This is a genomic window from Gordonia sp. HS-NH1, assembly GCF_001418765.1.
Lineage (GTDB): Bacteria > Actinomycetota > Actinomycetes > Mycobacteriales > Mycobacteriaceae > Gordonia.
This window is the reverse complement of record NZ_LIYC01000053.1, coordinates 13,237-28,845: the sequence shown is the minus strand read 5'-3', so window position 1 is coordinate 28,845 and position 15,609 is coordinate 13,237. Positions and strand designations below refer to the sequence as shown.

Annotated in this window: 15 protein-coding genes; 5 read left to right on the top strand and 10 right to left on the bottom strand. The window is 70.0% G+C overall.

Going from position 1 to position 15,609, the window contains the following annotated elements; genetic code table 11:
* Positions 1-102: 102 nt before the first annotated feature.
* The 7 genes from AMD30_RS22355 to AMD30_RS22325 form a co-directional block, all read right to left on the bottom strand.
* Positions 103-714: an LGFP repeat-containing protein gene (locus AMD30_RS22355; RefSeq protein ID WP_014925727.1), complete on the bottom strand. Its 612-nt coding sequence runs from the start codon at positions 712-714 to the stop codon at positions 103-105.
* Positions 715-747: 33 nt separating this feature from the next.
* Entirely contained in the window at positions 748-1,686 is a 939-nt protein-coding gene (locus AMD30_RS22350) for a TAXI family TRAP transporter solute-binding subunit (RefSeq protein ID WP_055477148.1), read from the bottom strand.
* 9 nt (positions 1,687-1,695) lie between these two features.
* Entirely contained in the window at positions 1,696-3,087 is a 1,392-nt protein-coding gene (locus tag AMD30_RS22345; RefSeq protein ID WP_055477147.1) for an MFS transporter, read from the bottom strand.
* A 115-nt stretch (positions 3,088-3,202) separates the two neighbouring features.
* Positions 3,203-4,648 (bottom strand): sensor histidine kinase, encoded by a 1,446-nt coding sequence (locus tag AMD30_RS22340; protein WP_055477146.1) that lies wholly within the window; start codon positions 4,646-4,648, stop codon positions 3,203-3,205.
* Positions 4,649-4,651: 3 nt separating this feature from the next.
* Positions 4,652-5,314: a response regulator transcription factor gene (locus AMD30_RS22335; protein WP_044507658.1), complete on the bottom strand. Its 663-nt coding sequence runs from the start codon at positions 5,312-5,314 to the stop codon at positions 4,652-4,654.
* 36 nt (positions 5,315-5,350) lie between these two features.
* The gene (locus AMD30_RS22330) at positions 5,351-6,166 is read right to left on the bottom strand and encodes a bifunctional allantoicase/(S)-ureidoglycine aminohydrolase (protein WP_010844341.1); all 816 of its coding nucleotides are present in this window, start codon (positions 6,164-6,166) and stop codon (positions 5,351-5,353) included.
* Positions 6,163-7,437 (bottom strand): DUF6986 family protein, encoded by a 1,275-nt coding sequence (locus AMD30_RS22325; protein ID WP_055477145.1) that lies wholly within the window; start codon positions 7,435-7,437, stop codon positions 6,163-6,165. Before AMD30_RS22325 ends, AMD30_RS22330 begins: the two co-directional genes overlap by 4 nt.
* Before the next feature lie 154 nt (positions 7,438-7,591).
* On the opposite strand from AMD30_RS22325, the gene AMD30_RS22320 reads away from it, so the two are divergent.
* Positions 7,592-8,353 (top strand): IclR family transcriptional regulator, encoded by a 762-nt coding sequence (locus tag AMD30_RS22320; protein WP_035718116.1) that lies wholly within the window; start codon positions 7,592-7,594, stop codon positions 8,351-8,353.
* A 14-nt stretch (positions 8,354-8,367) separates the two neighbouring features.
* On the opposite strand, the gene AMD30_RS22315 is transcribed toward AMD30_RS22320, so the two are convergent.
* Both AMD30_RS22315 and AMD30_RS22310 read right to left on the bottom strand, forming a co-directional pair.
* Positions 8,368-10,740, bottom strand: coding sequence for a protein kinase domain-containing protein (locus AMD30_RS22315; RefSeq protein ID WP_055477144.1), 2,373 nt, complete (start codon positions 10,738-10,740; stop codon positions 8,368-8,370).
* Positions 10,741-10,867: 127 nt separating this feature from the next.
* Entirely contained in the window at positions 10,868-13,021 is a 2,154-nt protein-coding gene (locus AMD30_RS22310; protein WP_055477143.1) for a protein kinase domain-containing protein, read from the bottom strand.
* A gap of 101 nt (positions 13,022-13,122) precedes the next feature.
* Here AMD30_RS22310 and AMD30_RS22305 point away from each other — a divergent pair, with 101 nt between their 5' ends.
* From AMD30_RS22305 to AMD30_RS22290, 4 genes are read left to right on the top strand one after another with little or no spacing between them, the layout of a single operon-like run.
* Positions 13,123-13,395, top strand: a complete 273-nt coding sequence (locus tag AMD30_RS22305) for a hypothetical protein (RefSeq protein ID WP_055477142.1) — start codon at positions 13,123-13,125, stop codon at positions 13,393-13,395.
* 5 nt (positions 13,396-13,400) lie between these two features.
* Positions 13,401-13,913, top strand: coding sequence for a cyclic pyranopterin monophosphate synthase MoaC (gene moaC / locus AMD30_RS22300; RefSeq protein ID WP_014925738.1), 513 nt, complete (start codon positions 13,401-13,403; stop codon positions 13,911-13,913).
* Positions 13,906-14,397: a MogA/MoaB family molybdenum cofactor biosynthesis protein gene (locus tag AMD30_RS22295; protein ID WP_055477141.1), complete on the top strand. Its 492-nt coding sequence runs from the start codon at positions 13,906-13,908 to the stop codon at positions 14,395-14,397. Before moaC ends, AMD30_RS22295 begins: the two co-directional genes overlap by 8 nt.
* Entirely contained in the window at positions 14,394-14,840 is a 447-nt protein-coding gene (locus AMD30_RS22290) for a molybdenum cofactor biosynthesis protein MoaE (protein WP_055477140.1), read from the top strand. Before AMD30_RS22295 ends, AMD30_RS22290 begins: the two co-directional genes overlap by 4 nt.
* 143 nt (positions 14,841-14,983) lie before the next feature.
* On the opposite strand, the gene AMD30_RS22285 is transcribed toward AMD30_RS22290, so the two are convergent.
* On the bottom strand, positions 14,984-15,604 hold the full coding sequence (locus AMD30_RS22285) for a transglycosylase family protein (protein WP_010844332.1): 621 nt from the start codon (positions 15,602-15,604) through the stop codon (positions 14,984-14,986).
* Positions 15,605-15,609 lie beyond the last annotated feature (5 nt).

Below are 15,609 nucleotides of genomic sequence, written 5' to 3'. Positions count from 1 at the left end.
CACCGAGGTGCTCTACGCGGTATGGGAATGGGAGGAACGCAACAGTTCTCGCCGGGACCAGGTTGTGGACGCGGCGGCGTGAGTGCCAGTGTCGGGCAGGGTTTACTTCAGGCCCGACGGCACGGTCTTGCCGTTGACCGTGACGGTCACCTCACCGGTCGTCGTGTTCTCGGAGATCTCGCCGTGTTCGAAGGTCACCACCTCGAGGTCACCGTCGACTGTCACGTCGCTCGTGGGCACGCCGAGAGGCCCGGCCGAGCCGTTGGTGCCGGTGAGTAGCGGTGTGCCGTCCGGTGCGCGCTCGGTGTTCCATGCGTCGCGGATCTTGCCGGAGGTGACGATGTACCCGGGCGTTGCGGGGTTGCTGTTCTTCGCGATGATCACTCCGCCGCGAAACTGTTGGTACACAACGCCACTCTCGCGGGTTCCGGCGTTGTGATCCCCGGTCAGCGGTTTGCCCAGGGCTGCCCGCTGTGCCTCCGTCGCCGAGCCGTACTTGACGGCGAGCGGGCCGGTGAGGGTCACCTCGACGTCGTCCTCACCCATCACCGTCGTCTCGGTGGGCGTGGGTGCCGCATCCTCCGCGACAACGGTGGTCGCCGACGCGCTGGAGGACGAGTCGTCGGTGTCTGAGGTGCCGCAACCGGCGGCGATCAGCGTGACCACGAACAGTCCGGCAACGAACTCGGCGCGACGGGATGCCACCTGCTTCATGCGCTCACCCTAATGTGTGAACAGGCCGGCGGCTCAGCCGTGCCGACGGCGGTACTCTTCCGCGGCACCCGGGTGCAGGGGGACGGATCCGGTGAGGATCAACGATTGTGCGTCGAGGAACTGACTGCCGATCGCCTGAGCCGGCACGAGGTGCGCGGACTCGTCGAGCAGCAGGTCGACGATCGCCGCGGCGGTCGCGTCCGGCACGTCTCGGCGAGCGAGCAGGAGGTTGGCGACCCCGACGGTGGTGACCGCCGGATGCCGGCCGTAGATGTCGGCCGGGATGCGCACGGGCTCGTACGCGGGTCCGAACCGTCGTCGCAGGGCCGCCACCACGCCGCCGAGATCGAGCAGGGCGATCGGTACGCGCGGGTCGGTGAAGGCCGGGGTCGGCAGACCGCCCGCCCACATGACGGCATCGACCGCTCCCGAGGCGAGCGCGGCGCCGGCATCGCGCATCGTCTGCCGGACCGGCCGGATGTCGCTGTCGGGTGCGAGACCGGCTGCGGCGAGAACCCGCTCGGAGAGTCCCGCGGCGCCGGAACCGGGCGCTCCGACACTGACCACCCGCCCGCGCAGGTCGGCGACCGTCGCGATGGGTGCATCGGCGCGGACCGCCACCTGGAAGTAGTTCTCGTACACGCACCCGAGAGCTGTGAGCCGTGGATCGGCGCGCTCGACGGCCGTGTCGCTGAGGCTGAGGGCGAGTTCCGCGGAACCGTCCGCCAGCGCATCGAGGTTCTCGGCGGAGCCGCCGGACTGCCGAGGGCGGACCGGCGGCGCGCCGGATCGGTCGGCCGCCGCCGCGAGGAGGCCGGCGAACTCCCAGAAGAAACCCCCGGACTCTCCCGCCGCGAGCCGGACCGGCGCGCCGCGCTCGGTTCCGCAGGCGGACAGGAGAATCAGCGCACCCAGGCCACAACCCCCGCGGAGCACGGTCCGCCGATCCACCGGCCCGAGCGCAAACGACATGGTGTCACCTTAGGCCCGCCGCGCGACGACCTCGGCGTCGACGAAGGCCCGACCCTGCTCGCGGTCGAGTGGCGTCTCCGCCTTGTTGCGCAGGACGAACACATAGACCAGCAGCGACACCGCGATCACCGCCGTGACGTAGGCGATGAACCACGGGACGTGGCCGCCGTTCTTGGCCGCCTGGTAGATCAACGGTGCGGTGCCGCCGAACGCGGAGTTCGCGAGGGCATAACCGAGACCGACTCCCAGGGCCCGCACGTGCGACGGGAAGAGTTCGGCCTTCACGATCGCGTTGATCGACGTGTAGCCGGTGAGGATCACATAGCCGACGGCGAGCAGGGTCAACGACGCAGCCACCGAGGTGGTCTGAGGCAGATAGGTGATCAGGACGTAGGTGTACAGGACACCGCCGACGCCGAAGAAGATCAGGACCGGTTTGCGCCCGACCTTGTCGCTGATCATCCCGCCGATCGGCTGCAACATCATCAGGAACACCAATCCGATGAGGTTGATCCAGGTCCCGGTGCGACCGTGGTCTTCGTACGCCGTCTTGACGATGGCCGGCGCGTTGACGCTGTAGGTGTAGAAGGCGATGGTGCCACCGATGGTGACCAGGAAGCAGACCAGCAGGGGGCGCCAGTAGTGCAGGACGAGCTCACGAATAGATCCGGACTCGGAGTCGGCCCCGCTGCGGACGGCCTCCAACTGCTCCGGGGTAAGCGACTCGTCCATGCTGCGGCGCAGCCAGAAGACGACGACGGCAGCCACGCCGCCGATGAGGAACGCGATGCGCCAACCGAAGTCGGAGATCTGGTCCTTGTCGAGGAACACCTGCATCACGAGCAGGGTCAGCTGTGCCAGCACGTGTCCGCCGATCAGCGTCACGTACTGGAACGACGAGAAGAAGCCGCGTCGCTCGCGGGTGGCCGCCTCCGACATGTAGGTGGCCGACGCGCCGTACTCACCGCCGGTGGCGAATCCCTGCACCAATCGACAGAGCACCAGGATGACCGCCGCCCACACGCCGATCGACTCCCGCCCCGGTGTCAGCGCGATGGCCAGGGAGCACGCGGCCATCAACGACACGCTGAAGGTCAGCGCCGCGCGTCGGCCCCGACGGTCGGCGTACCGGCCGAAGAACCAGGAGCCGACCGGCCGCATCAGGAAGGTGACGGCGAAGATGGCGTACACGTAGACGGTCGAGTTCTTGTCGGCCGGATCGAAGAACTGGCTCTCGAAGTACGTCGCGAACACCGTGTAGACGTAGACGTCGTACCACTCGACGAGGTTGCCGGAGGACCCGCGCAAGGTGTTGAGCACGGCGCGGCGGGTGGCTGCGGGCGACGAACTCGGCGGTGCGCTCCGTGCGTCCGCGGGGTGCCGGGTGGGCGAGTCGGTCATCGGTGTCCTCCAGATCGTCGAACGTGCACCCGACCCGGTCCGGCGTCGGTGCCCCTAACACTGTGAAGGCAGTCACAGGCTCAACCCAAGCCGATCGCGGTTTCCTAACACTCCCTTAGGACTCGTCGTCCGCCGCGGCACTCGACACCACGTCCGCGGCCGGGATCCAGAGGTCCACCCGAAGTCCCGCCGGTCGTCCGGCACTCACCGTCAGTTCGCCCCCGGCACCCTCGACCAGCGCCCGCGCGATGGACAATCCGAGTCCGGAGCCGGGTCCGCCTCCGGTCGACGCACGGAAGAACCGTTCCGTCACGCGTGGCAACTCGGCCTCCGTCACGCCACGACCGGTGTCGGCGACCCAGATGTGAATCCGCGCTTCCTCCGCCCGGCACCCCAGCTCCACGTTTGCGGCCGGCCCGGCGTATTTGACCGCGTTGCTCAGCAGGACGTCTATCGCGCGGACGAGGTCGTCCTCGTCGAGCGCCGCGATCGTCGTCCGGGTGGGCCCCGACGGCAGGGCGATCGACGCCGACAGTCCGGCGTCGGTGAGCGCACCCGCCCAGAAGTCGTGCCGCTCGACCAGCACGGCGCCGACGTCGCAGACGCCGGTGGCGGAGCCGGCGGGCCGCGCCTCGGCGGTGGCCAGGACCAGCAGGTCCTCGACGATGCGGTCGAGCCGATCGATCTCCACCAGCGTCTTCTGATGCGACTCGAGCGCTCGGCCGGTCAGGCCGAGGCCGAGAGTGTCGAGACGAAATCGGACCGCTGCGAGGGGGTTACGAAGTGCGTGCGCGGTGTCGGCCACCAGGCGGCGCTGGGCGGCTGTGGCGGTCTCGACGTCGTCGGCCATCGCGTCGAAGATGCGGGCCAGCTCGCGAACCTCCGGCGGGCCGGTGGCCCGGTGATCGCGGGGCTCGCTCGGCCTCGGCTCGCTCGCTCCGGGAGCACGGTCGATGACCGACGCGCGCAGCGATCGCACCCGTGTCGTCAAGGCGGTGAGCGGACGAACAGTCCAGCGCGACAGCGCAACAGCGATCACCGACCCCACCACGAGCATCGCGATGGCGCCACCGCCGATCACCGACCAGGTCCGGGCGACGTCGCGTCTGGCCTCCGACGTCGACGCCGCGATGACGACCGCGCCGTCGACCTGGGTGCCCGTGCCGATCGGCATGGCCACCAGTGCCGACGGGGGCGACCAGGGTGTCAATCCCGACGCGATCCGGGTTCGCTGGTTGCGCAACGCCTCGGACACGGCCTCGGCGACCTCCGGCGAGTCGGCGGTGAGCCCGGCCGCGGCCCGCGAAGTACCGAACCGGTCGACGACCACGACACCTTCGCCATAGAGGTCGCGGTAGCGTTCGACGGCCCGCTGCAGTTCTGGCCCCCGCGTCTCCGGTTCCCGATCGGCGAGGTCGGCGAAATAGGTTGCGGATGCGGTACGACTCTCGGTGAACCGTTGCAGCCGTTCACGACTCACCGTCGTCGCGAGAGGAATGGCCAAGCCGAGAACCACGATCGCCGAATAGGCGACGAGCACGAGCAGCACACGCCGCCACATCGCTCAGGAACCCCAGCGGTAGCCGTACCCGCGGATCGTCTCGATCACGCCGGGCCTCCCGAGCTTCGCCCGGAGTGCGGTCATGTGGACGTCGAGGCTACGGGAGATCGCGACGTGGGCGTCGCCCCAGATCGCATCCATCAACTGTTCGCGGCTCACCGCCTCACCGCGGCGTGTGACCAGGTGCGCGAGCAGTTCGAACTCCTTGGGGGTCGGCGCCACCTCGGCGCCGCCCACGGTGACCAGTCGCGCATCGAGGTCGACCACGATGTCGCCGGTCGTGACCCGTCGCTCCGTGGTGACCGGCGCGTCGGCCACACGCCGACGGGCGGCCACCTCCAGCCGCGCCATCAGCTCGCCGAGCCGCGCCGGTTTGACCACGTAGTCGTCGGCGCCGCCGCGGAGGGCCCGCACGACCGACCGCTCGTCCTGTCGCGCGGTGAGCACCACGACCGGGATGTCGCTGACCGTCCGCAACCGGCGCAGCACGGTCAGTCCGTCCTCGTCGGGTAGGCCGAGGTCCAGCAGGGCGAGGTCGAACCCGCGGTGACCGAGGAGGAGGTCGGCACCGCGTCGCATTCGCCGGGGCTCGTGTCCGACCTCGATCAGGGCGTCGACCAGGGCGTCACCGACCCCGTCGTCGTCCTCCACCACCGCGATACGCATCGGGTCCACGGTACGACAGGGGCCTTGGCCAGCCCCTCAGAGCACGATCTGCCGATTCACGTCCTTGTAGAGCAGGTACCGGAAGTTCGACGGCCCGCCGGCGTAGCAGGCCTGCGGGCAGAAGGCGCGCAGGGACATGTAGTCGCCCTCCTGGACCTCCACCCAGTCCTCGTTGAGCCGGTAGACGGCTTTGCCTTCCAGGACGTAGAGGCCGTGTTCCATGACGTGGGTCTCGGCGAACGGGATCGACGCACCCGGCTCGAAGGTCACGATGTTGACGTGCATGTCGTAGGCGAGGTCCTGCGGGTCGAGCATTCTCGTTGTGCGCCAGGCGCCGTCGGTGTCGGGCATCGGGGAGGGCTCGATGTCGCGCTCGTTGCCGAACTGCGGCGACGGCTCGTGACCCGCGATGGGCTCGTAGCGCTTGCGAATCCAGTGGAAGGATGCGGGGACGTCGCCGCGATTGTGCGCCGACCACGGGGTACCTGCGGGCAGATAGCCGAATCCGCCGTCGGTCAGTGTGTGGTCCTCGCCCGCGACCGTCACGGTCAGCGCGCCGGCGGTGACGAAGAGGAAGCCCTCGACCGCCGACTGTGGTTCCGGCGCATCTGATCCGCCGCCCGGGGCGACCTCGACGATCGTCTGCGCGAAGGTCTGCGCACCGCCGGGCACCGGTCGGTTGAGCACCCATGCGCGGGTGTCGGTCCACTCCGGGAAGACCGACGTGACGATGTCACGGAGCACACCGCGCGGGATCACCGTGTACGCCTCGGTGACGACCGCGCGGTCGCTCAGCAGGTCGGTCTGCGGCGGGAGTCCACCGGCGGGGGTGTAGTACGGCGTCGTGTTCATCGGGTTGTCCTCTGTGAGTGGGGGAGTGCGATCTCGCGCACCTTCGCGATGGGCAGGTCGGTCGTGGTCTCGACCTCGTCGACGGTCAGCGCGCCGCACAGTTCGCCGCGTCGGATGAAACCGGCGAGTGCGCGGGCCGTCGCGGGCTCGTCGAGTACCGACGACTCGATCCGATGCGCGTAGTTGCGCAAACGTACTGCGGCGGAGTCGAATCCGTCACGGTAGAAGGCGTACGTCGCCAGGAAGCGCGTGACCAGTTGAGCGGGGTGTAGATCCCAACCCTGGTAGAAGCCGCGTTCGAGATGGCGGCGGACCAGCCGCGCGTGCAACGCCCAGCCGGCTTCGACGGCATCTGGGTCGCCGACCGGGAGGATGTTCGTCGATCCGTCCGACAGCCGCACGCCGGTGCCCGCCGCCGCGAGTTGCATCACGGCCTTCGCGTGGTCGGCGGCCGGATGTTCCATCGACTGATAGGCCGCGGCGATACCGAGGGACGCCGAGTAGTCGTAGGTCCCGTAGTGCAGAGCGGTCACCCGACCCTCGCCGGCGTGGATCATCGGCGCGACGGCCGCCGTGCCGTCGACGCCCATGACCGCCTGGGGGGTCTCCACCTGGATCTCGAAACCGATACGGCCGTCGGGCAGTCCGTGAACTCGCTCGAGTTCGCGGGCGACGCCGACCATCGCGACGACCTGATCGGTCGAGGTGACCTTGGGCAGCGTCAGCGTCAATCCCGCCGGGAGGTCGCCGGTCTCCGCCAGACCGGCGACGAACAGGTCGAGGGTGCGCAGGCCGCGGGCTCGGACATCGGCCTCGAAGCACTTGAAACGGATGCCGAGGAACGGCGGCGAGGCGTCGCCGGCCGCCCGGATCGCGGCGACGGCGGCGTCGACCGCCGCGTCCTCCTCGTCGTCGGAGCGGACGCCGTAGCCGTCTTCGAAGTCGATACGGAGGTCTTCGACGGGCTCGGTGCGCAGCTTGCCCTCCACCAGGTCCGCGAGTGCGGATGCGGCCGAGTCGGTGTGGGCGACGGTCGAGCGGGCGATGGCGGCGAGGCCGCCGTGATCGGCAGCCGTGTCCAGCGCCGCCCGTCCCCAGTCCCGGGCCAGATCCGCTGAGTACCGGTCGGCGGGGACGTAGACCGTGTGGACCGGCTGCCGGCTCCCGTCGTCGCCCGGATACCGATCGGACAGGACGGCGTCTGCCGGTGCCAGGGTGGCCTCGACCTCGGCGAGGAAGGCCGCACCGAGGCGGCCGGGTTGCACACTCACGAGGCGCCCCCTAATGACGATTGGTGGAAAAAGAATTCCGCAGGGCGGAGTTTACTGCAGATCGGGTGCCTGCCACCACTCCTGGAGCGCAATGCATGCCGATTGTGGTTTCACATGATGGAACGTAGCGTGATGTCGGACTGTGGAGGTGGCGATGGCGGGGAACTCGGGCGGTGTGCAGTCCGTCGAGCGGGCATTCGAGCTGCTCGAACTCATCGGGCGCGCCGGCGGCGAGTGTTCCCTGAGTCATCTGTCGGCGGAATCGCCGCTGCCGCCCCCCACCATTCACCGGCTGCTGCGGACGCTCGTGGGGATCGGCTACGTCCGGCAACTCCCGAATCGGTCATATGCCCTGGGCCCCCGGCTCATCCGGCTCGGTGAGGTGGCCAATCGGCAGCTCGGCGCAGTCGCCGCGCCCGTCCTCGCCTCGCTGGTCGGCGAGCTCAGCGAGACCGCGAGTCTCGCGGTGCTCGACGGGGACATGGTCATCTACGTGGCTCAGGTCCCGTCGCCGCACAGCATGCGGACCAACAACGAGGTCGGCCGTCGGGTGACGATGCACAACACCGCGGTGGGCAAGGCCGTCCTCGCTGAACTCGACGACGCGCGCATCCTCAAACACGTCACCCAGGCCGGGCTCACCGCGGCCACCGAGTGGAGTGTGACGTCGCTGTCCGGCGTGTTCGCCGCCGTCGAGCAGGTGCGCGCGGACGGCGTCGCCACGGACGAACAAGAACACGAGGTCGGGGTCTGCGGCATGGCGGTCGCGGTCCCCGGTGCTCCCACGCCCATGGCGGTCGGCATCTCGGGGCCGGTGGCCCGATTCGACGATGACCTGCGTACCCGTGCGGTCGGGGCGCTGCGCACGGCGGCCGGGACCGTGTCCGAGGCGCTCATCGGGTCCAGGGAGACCTAGATCCGGGACGTAGGTCAGATGGTGAGCTTCGTCGGTGTCGTGCGGTTCGCGCCGTCGCCGCTGGAGCCGTCGCCGATCTGACCGTCGTTGTTGAATCCCCAGCAGTACACCGACGCCGCCGACATCGCGCACGACGTCCCGTTGCCGGTCGAGATCGACGTGACGTCGGTCAGTGTCGAGACCTCGCGGGGGATCTTCACCGAACCGCCGGAGGAGCCGAGCTGGCTGCGGTCGTCGTCGCCCCAGCAGAAGGCCCGGTCGTCGGAGACCGCGCAGGTGGTGCCCCAGTCGGTGGAGATGGCCGAGACCCCGCTCAGGTTGCTGACCTTGACCGGTGCCTGACGGGTCTCGCTGGTGCCGTCGCCGATCTGACCGTAGGCGTTGGAGCCCCAGCACCAGGCGTCGCCGCCGGCGACTGCGCAGGTCGTCTGGAAATAGGTGCTGGTGTTGGTGTTCGGGTCGTCGTCATCGGATGCCTCGTGATAGCCGCCGATGGCGATGTCGGTGACGTCGGTCAGTGTGCCGACCTTGACCGGCGCCGAGCGTGCCGTCGTGCTTCCGTCGCCGATCTGCCCGTTGTCGTTGGCGCCCCAGCAGAACGCCGACCCGTCCGACACGGCGCAGGTGGTGCCGTAGGCGGTCGCGATGTCGGTGACGACGCCGAGCCCGGGAACCTTCGTCGGGGCCGACACCGGGTCGGTGCCGCCGCCGGTGCCGAGCTGGCCGTACTCGTTGTTGCCCCAGCAATAGGCGTCGGTGCCGGCGACCGCGCAGGTGGTGCCCCACCCGGTGGAGATCGCCTTGACGTCGGAGATGGTGCCGACCTTCGTCGCGGCGTCCACCGTCGATCCGCTGGTGCCGTTGCCGACTTCGCCGTAGTGGTTGTTGCCCCAGCAGTAGGCATCGCCGGCGGCGATCGCGCAGGCCGTCGAGACGTAGGCGTTCTCGCCGGTGAGGTAGCCGCCGGTGGCGACCGCGGTGGCGTTCGAGACGCCGGTCACCGGGACCGGGCGGGTGTGCGGCGTCGTGGTGCCGTCGCCGAGCTGACCCGTGTCGTTGTCGCCCCAGCAGTGCACGCTGCCGGTGACCACGGCACAGCTGCTGCCGAAGTTGGTGGTCACCACCGGCTGCGCGACGGTGGCCTTCTCCGGGTCGTCGACGGTGCTGCCGATGACGGCCAGACCGACGACGGCCGCGACCACGAGCAGCAGGACGGCGCCGAGCACGCCGGCGATGATCAGCCCGGTCCGCTTTTTCTTTGCCGGCGGGACCGGCGGCATGCCCGGGTATCCGGGTTGGGGCTGGCCGGGTTGCGCGTGCGGGCCCGAGAGGTGGGGCGCCGAGGAGTACATCGGCTGCGGTCCCGACGGTTTGTTCATCAGTGGCTGCGGCCCCGACGGCCCGGTCATCGTCGCCTGCGGAGGAGGCGTGTACTGGCCGTGGGGTGGGCCGAAGTGCTGCTGGGGTCCCGAGGGGTGCCCGGCGGACGGGCCGCCGGTGCCGCCGCCGACGAGGGTGGGCGGTGGCACCGAACCGGCGACCATCGTGTTTCCCTGCGCCGCAGGCGAATCGAGAGCGGACTTCAGCGCGGCCGCGAAGCTGCGGCAGTCGGGGTAGCGGGCCGCGGGGTTCTTCGACAACGCGCGCTGGAACACCGGGTCGAGGTGGGCGAGGTCGCCGCGCAGCTGGCCGATGTGAGGGACCGGACGCTGGATGTGTCCAAGCATCACCGAGGGCTCGGACTGCCCCACGAAGGGAGGCTGTCCCGCGAGCAGGGCGTACGCGGTGCAGGCCAGCGAGTACTGGTCCGACCGCGCCGTGGCGTCGGCGCCCTCGAGAGTCTCCGGGGCCGAGAAGGCGACCGTCCCGATGAAGGAATGGGTGCCGGTCAGGTTGGCCGAGCCGGCGAGTTTGGCGATGCCGAAGTCGAGCACCAGGGCGCGTTCGACGACGCTCGTGGCCGGGTCTCGCGTGACGAGTATGTTGGCGGGCTTGATGTCGCGGTGCACCACGTGGTGGCGGTGCGCGTAGTCGAGGGCGTCGGCGACCTGGGTGACGACCGTGGACACCTCGGCCGGCGTCAGGCGCTCCTCGGTGAGGTCCTTGCCGTCGACGTAGCTCATCGAGAACCACGGCGAGCCGTCGGAGATCCCATACTGATGGATGGTGATGATGCTGCGATGGTCGAGTTTCGCGGTGGTGCGTGCTTCGTTGGTGAAGCGCTGGTTGAAGCCGGGCTGCGCACTGACCGCCGTGGAGATGACCTTCAGGGCCTCGCGCCGTTCCAACTGCAGGTTCTCGACGAGGTACACCTCGCCCATACCGCCCGCGCCGAGCTGAGAGACCACGCGATAACCGGCGATGTGGGTGCCGGGACTCAACGGCACGGCGTCACCTCTTCCTGGACTTGGCGCCCGACGGGTTTCCAAATGACTGCTCTCGCAGACGTATGCAGGGACGATACCGAAACCGGAGGGGCCCGGGGCACCCTTCAACCGGATGACGGGACCGTCGTCAGAACGTGACCTGCGTGGGGGTCGGACGGTCGTCGGTGCCGCCGACGCCGAGCTGCCCGGTGGCGTTGAAACCCCAGCACCAGAGGTACGACGACGCGAGCGCGCACGAGGTCCGCTCGCCGGCGGATACCGCACTCACATCGGACAATTCGTTCACGCGGGTGGGCGCCGGACGGTCGGTCAGCGTGCCGTCGCCGACCGATCCCCAGGCGTTGGCGCCCCAGCAGTACGCGACGCCCCCGGCGAGTGCGCAGGTGGTGTTCGACGTGCCCGTGCTGATGGACTCGACCTCGCCGAGGCCGGTCACCGGCGTCGCCGTGCGGCGCCCGTAGGTGCTGCCGTCGCCGAGCTGCCCGAAGTCGTTGTTGCCCCAGCAATACGCGCTCGCCCCGGCGACCGCGCAGGCGGTGGCGGCGCCGGCGGAGACCGAGGTCGCGCCGTCCAGGTCGGCGACCCGGGTCGGGCTGGCCCGATTGGTGGTCGTGCCGTCGCCGACCTGCCCGTTGTCGTTGAGTCCCCAGCAGTAGGCGTCGCCCGCGGCGACGGCGCAGGCGAAGTTCACGCCGACGCTGATCGCGGTCACGTCGTCGAGGCCGCCGACGCGGACCGGTCGGTACTGATTGGCGGCGGAGCCGTCGCCGAGCTGGTCGAAGTCGTTGGTGCCCCAGCAGTACGCCGCGCCCGCCGAGATCGCGCAGGTGGCCCAGTTGGCGGTCGATATGGCGGTGACGTCGGCGAGGTCGGCGACCCGGGTCGGCGTCAGGCGCGCGTCGGTCGTGCCGTCGCCGACCTGCCCGTAGTCGTTGTTGCCCCAGCAGTAGGCGACGCCCTCGGCGATCGCGCAGCTGTTGGGGCCACCGGTGCTGATGGCGGTGACGCCGCTGAGATCGGCGACCCGCGTGGGCGTCTGGCGCGTGTCGGTCGTGCCGTCGCCGATCTGGCCGGCGGCGTTGTCGCCCCAGCAGTACGCGGTCCCGTCGCGGATCGAACACGTGGTACCGAGACCGGCGCTGAGCTGCGCCTGGGCGTCCGTGGCCGCCAGGGGCGACGACCCGGCATCGGTGGTGGCCCCGTCGTCAGAGCCGCCGAGGGTGACGACGCCGATGGCGACCACGGCCGCGAGGACCGCGACCGCGACGACCGCGGCCAGCGCGAGCGGCCACCGGCGCCGGCGCGCCGTTGTCCGCGCCGGAGGTGTCGGGGGCGGGGGAGTGGGAGGTGCCAGGGCGGGCGTGGGGGTGGAGCCCCAGGCCAGGGTCGGGTCCGCCGGCGATCGCGGCGGGATGACCTGCGTCGCCGGGAGGGGGGCGCGTGGTCGGTCGTCGGCGCCGGCCCGGTCGAGCGCGGCGTGCAGATCCGCGGCGAACGCGCGGCAGGTGGGATACCGGTCGAGCGGGCCGCGCGCGAGTGCACGGTCGAAGACGGGGTCGAGCGCGGCGAGCCCGGGTCGATGGGTGCTGATCCGCGCCGGCCGTGTCGTGAGCTTCGCGACGATGTGGCGCGTCTGCGTGTCGGCGTCGAACGGGGTTGTGCCGGAGAGCAATTCGTAGGCCGTGCAGGCCAGGGCGTACTGATCCGACGCGGGGCCCGCCGGTTTGCCGTCGAGGATCTCCGGCGCCGCGTAGACGAGGGTCCCCACGAACGACGACGGCGCGGTCAACGTGGTGGCGGTGGTGAGTTTCGCGATCCCGAAGTCGAGCACCACCACGCGGTCGAGGGCGTCGTCCATCGCGCGTCGCGTGATCATGATGTTGCCGGGTTTGATGTCGCGATGGATCACGCCGTGCTCGTGTGCGTAGTCGAGCGCGTCGGCGACCCGGGAGACGACGGTCGCCACCTCGTCCGGGCGGAGCGAGGCGCGGCGGAGGTCGCGCCCGTCGAGGTGGGTCATCGTGAACCAGGGGTCGCCGTCGGTGACGCCGTAGTGATAGATCGTCACGATGGCGGGGTGGTCGAGCGCCGCCGCGGTCTGCGCCTCGCGGCTGAACCTCCGCGCGAACTCCTCGTCGACGGTCTCGGCGATCGAGATCACCTTGAGGGCCTCGCGCCGACGCAGTTGGGGGTTCTCGACCAGATAGACGGTGCCCATTCCACCGCTGCCCAACCGCGTGATCACCGGGTAGCCGGCGACCTCGACTGGCTGGGCGGCCATGGGCGTCTCCTGGTGGCGTGACCTGTGTTGCGACGACGATAGCCCCTCGCACGGCCGTCCTGCCCTGACACGGCACTTGTTCATCCGAACGACATGGCACAATGCTCGACGTGGCAAACAAATCTGGCGCTGAAACATCCACCCCCGGCGAAGCGGGTGCCGGCACCGGCCGAGTCGTGAAATCCGATGGCCGCAAGAAGCACTACGTCGACAACGGCTGGCCGCAGGACGACAACGGCGACGCCGCCGAGCATGCCGTCTCCGAACTCGCGACCCACATCTCCGGTGCGCTGTCGCCGTTCGGCGACACCGAGTTCCCGCTTCCGGTCGACGAGCTGCCGTTCGTGCAGTCGAAGACCATCGTCAACCGCTGACGTCGATGCCCACCGGAGGCGACGGCGGCTCCCGGCTGAGCCACCTCGACGCCTCCGGGTCGGCCCGCATGGTCGACGTCGGGGCCAAGCCGTCGACGAAGCGTCGCGCTGTCGCCGCCGGCACGTTCCACACCACCGCCGAGGTGATCGGCCTCCTCAGTGAGTCGAGGCTGCCCAAGGGGGATGTGCTCGCCACGGCGCGCATCGCCGGGATCATGGCGGCCAAGCGGACCGACGAGCTGATTCCGCTGTGCCACCAGTTGGCGTTGTCGTCGGTGGAGGTCGACTTCGCGATCGGTGCCGAGACGATCGAGGTGACCGCGACCGTGGCCACCTCCGGTCAGACGGGCGTCGAGATGGAAGCGCTGACCGCGGTCGCCGTCGCCGGCCTGACACTGCACGACATGGTCAAGGCCGTGGACCGACGCGCGCAGATGGACGGTATCCGCCTCCTCGCCAAGACCGGAGGCAAGTCGGGCGACTGGTACCGCGACCCGGCTGACCCGGCCGATGACTGATCCGGGAACACCACGCGTCGCTCGTGTCGTCGTCGCGTCGAACCGCGCCAGCAGCGGTGTCTACGCCGACCGGTCCGGCCCGATCATCGAGGCGTGGCTGACCGAGCAGGGCTTCCGGGTCGACGAGTGCGACGTCGTGGCCGACGGCCCACCGGTCGGCGATGCCGTCCGCGCCGCGATCTATGCCGAGGTCGACCTCGTGATCACCACGGGGGGAACAGGTCTGACGCCCACCGACCGGACTCCGGAACAGACCCGGCCGCTCCTCGACTTCGAGATCCCGGGTCTGGCCGCCGAGATCCGGTCGGCCGGGCTGCCGAAGGTGCCGACCGCCGTCCTCTCCCGCGGGCTCGCCGGGGTGGCCGGCACGACGCTCGTCGTGAACCTGCCCGGTTCGACGGGCGGGGTCCGCGACGGGCTGGGCGTACTCGCCGGCGTCGTCCACCATGCACTCGATCAGATCCGCGGAGGCGACCACCGATGACCGGAGATGCCGGCACCCGCGTGGTGCACACCGCTGTCGTCGACGAGCCGATCACGCTGGCAGACCACGAGGCGATGGTCGCCGCTGCCGCCGAGGGCAAAGCCGGGGCGGTGGTCGGCTTCGTGGGCGCCGTCCGTGACCACGACGGCGGGCGAAAGGTGACCGCCCTGCACTACTCCGGGCATCCCACCGCGACGAAGGTGCTGGCCGACGTCGTCGAGGAGGTCTCCGCGGTCGACGGCGTGCGGGCGGTCGCCGTCTCCCACCGGGTCGGCGACCTCGCGATCGGCGACATCGCCTTCGTGGTCGCGGTGGCCGCCGACCATCGTCGGGCGGCGTTCGAGACCTGCTCGCGTCTCGTCGACGAGGTCAAGTCCCGGCTGCCGGTCTGGAAGCACCAGTTCTTCGACGACGGCACCGACGAGTGGGTCAATTCGGCATAGACCCGCTGGTTGAGCCGACCCTCGCTGGTCGAGCCGACCCCCGCTGGTTGAGCCGACCCCCGCTGGTCGAGCTTGTCGAGACCATTGGAAAAGGGCCCCGCACGGATGATTCATCGTGCGGGGCCCTTCGTCTGTGTCCCGGATCAGGGGTTGGGCAGCAGGTGCTTGTTGTCGTTGAACAACTTGATCTGGTCCTGGTTCAGCGAGACACCGCTGTCCTTGGCCGCCTGCCAGAGGTTCTTGATCTCGGGGCTGACGCCGGCCTCGGTGAGGGCGTCGGTGACCTGCTTGGCGACGTCGTCGGTCGTCTTGGCCAGGTCGACGCTGCCGTTGCCGCCGGGGAGCACCGGGGCGATCTCACGCGGGGTGTCGGTCGGCGCGCTGCGCGGGGTCGAACCCGAGAGACCGGTGCCGCAGGTGGGCCAGGCGCCCTTGCCCTGCGATCCGAGCACGCGCTCGGCGACGACGATCTGCTCCTCGCGGGAGGCCTGGTCTGCGGTCGGGGCGAACTCGCCGCCGCCGTGGCCGGTCCAGGTGCTCGGCGAGAACTGCAGGCCGCCGTGGTAACCGTTGCCGGTCGCGATGGCCCAGTTGCCACCGGATTCGCACTGCGCGACCTGGTTCCACTCGGCGTCGGTGGCCGCATTGGCGGTACCGGTGCCCAGGAGGGCTGCTCCGCCGCCGAGGACTGCGCCGGTGAGGGCGACCTTCGTGATGGTCTTGGCGGCCGTGCTGGTCGTCTGCTTGCGATGACGTCCGGACATGTATG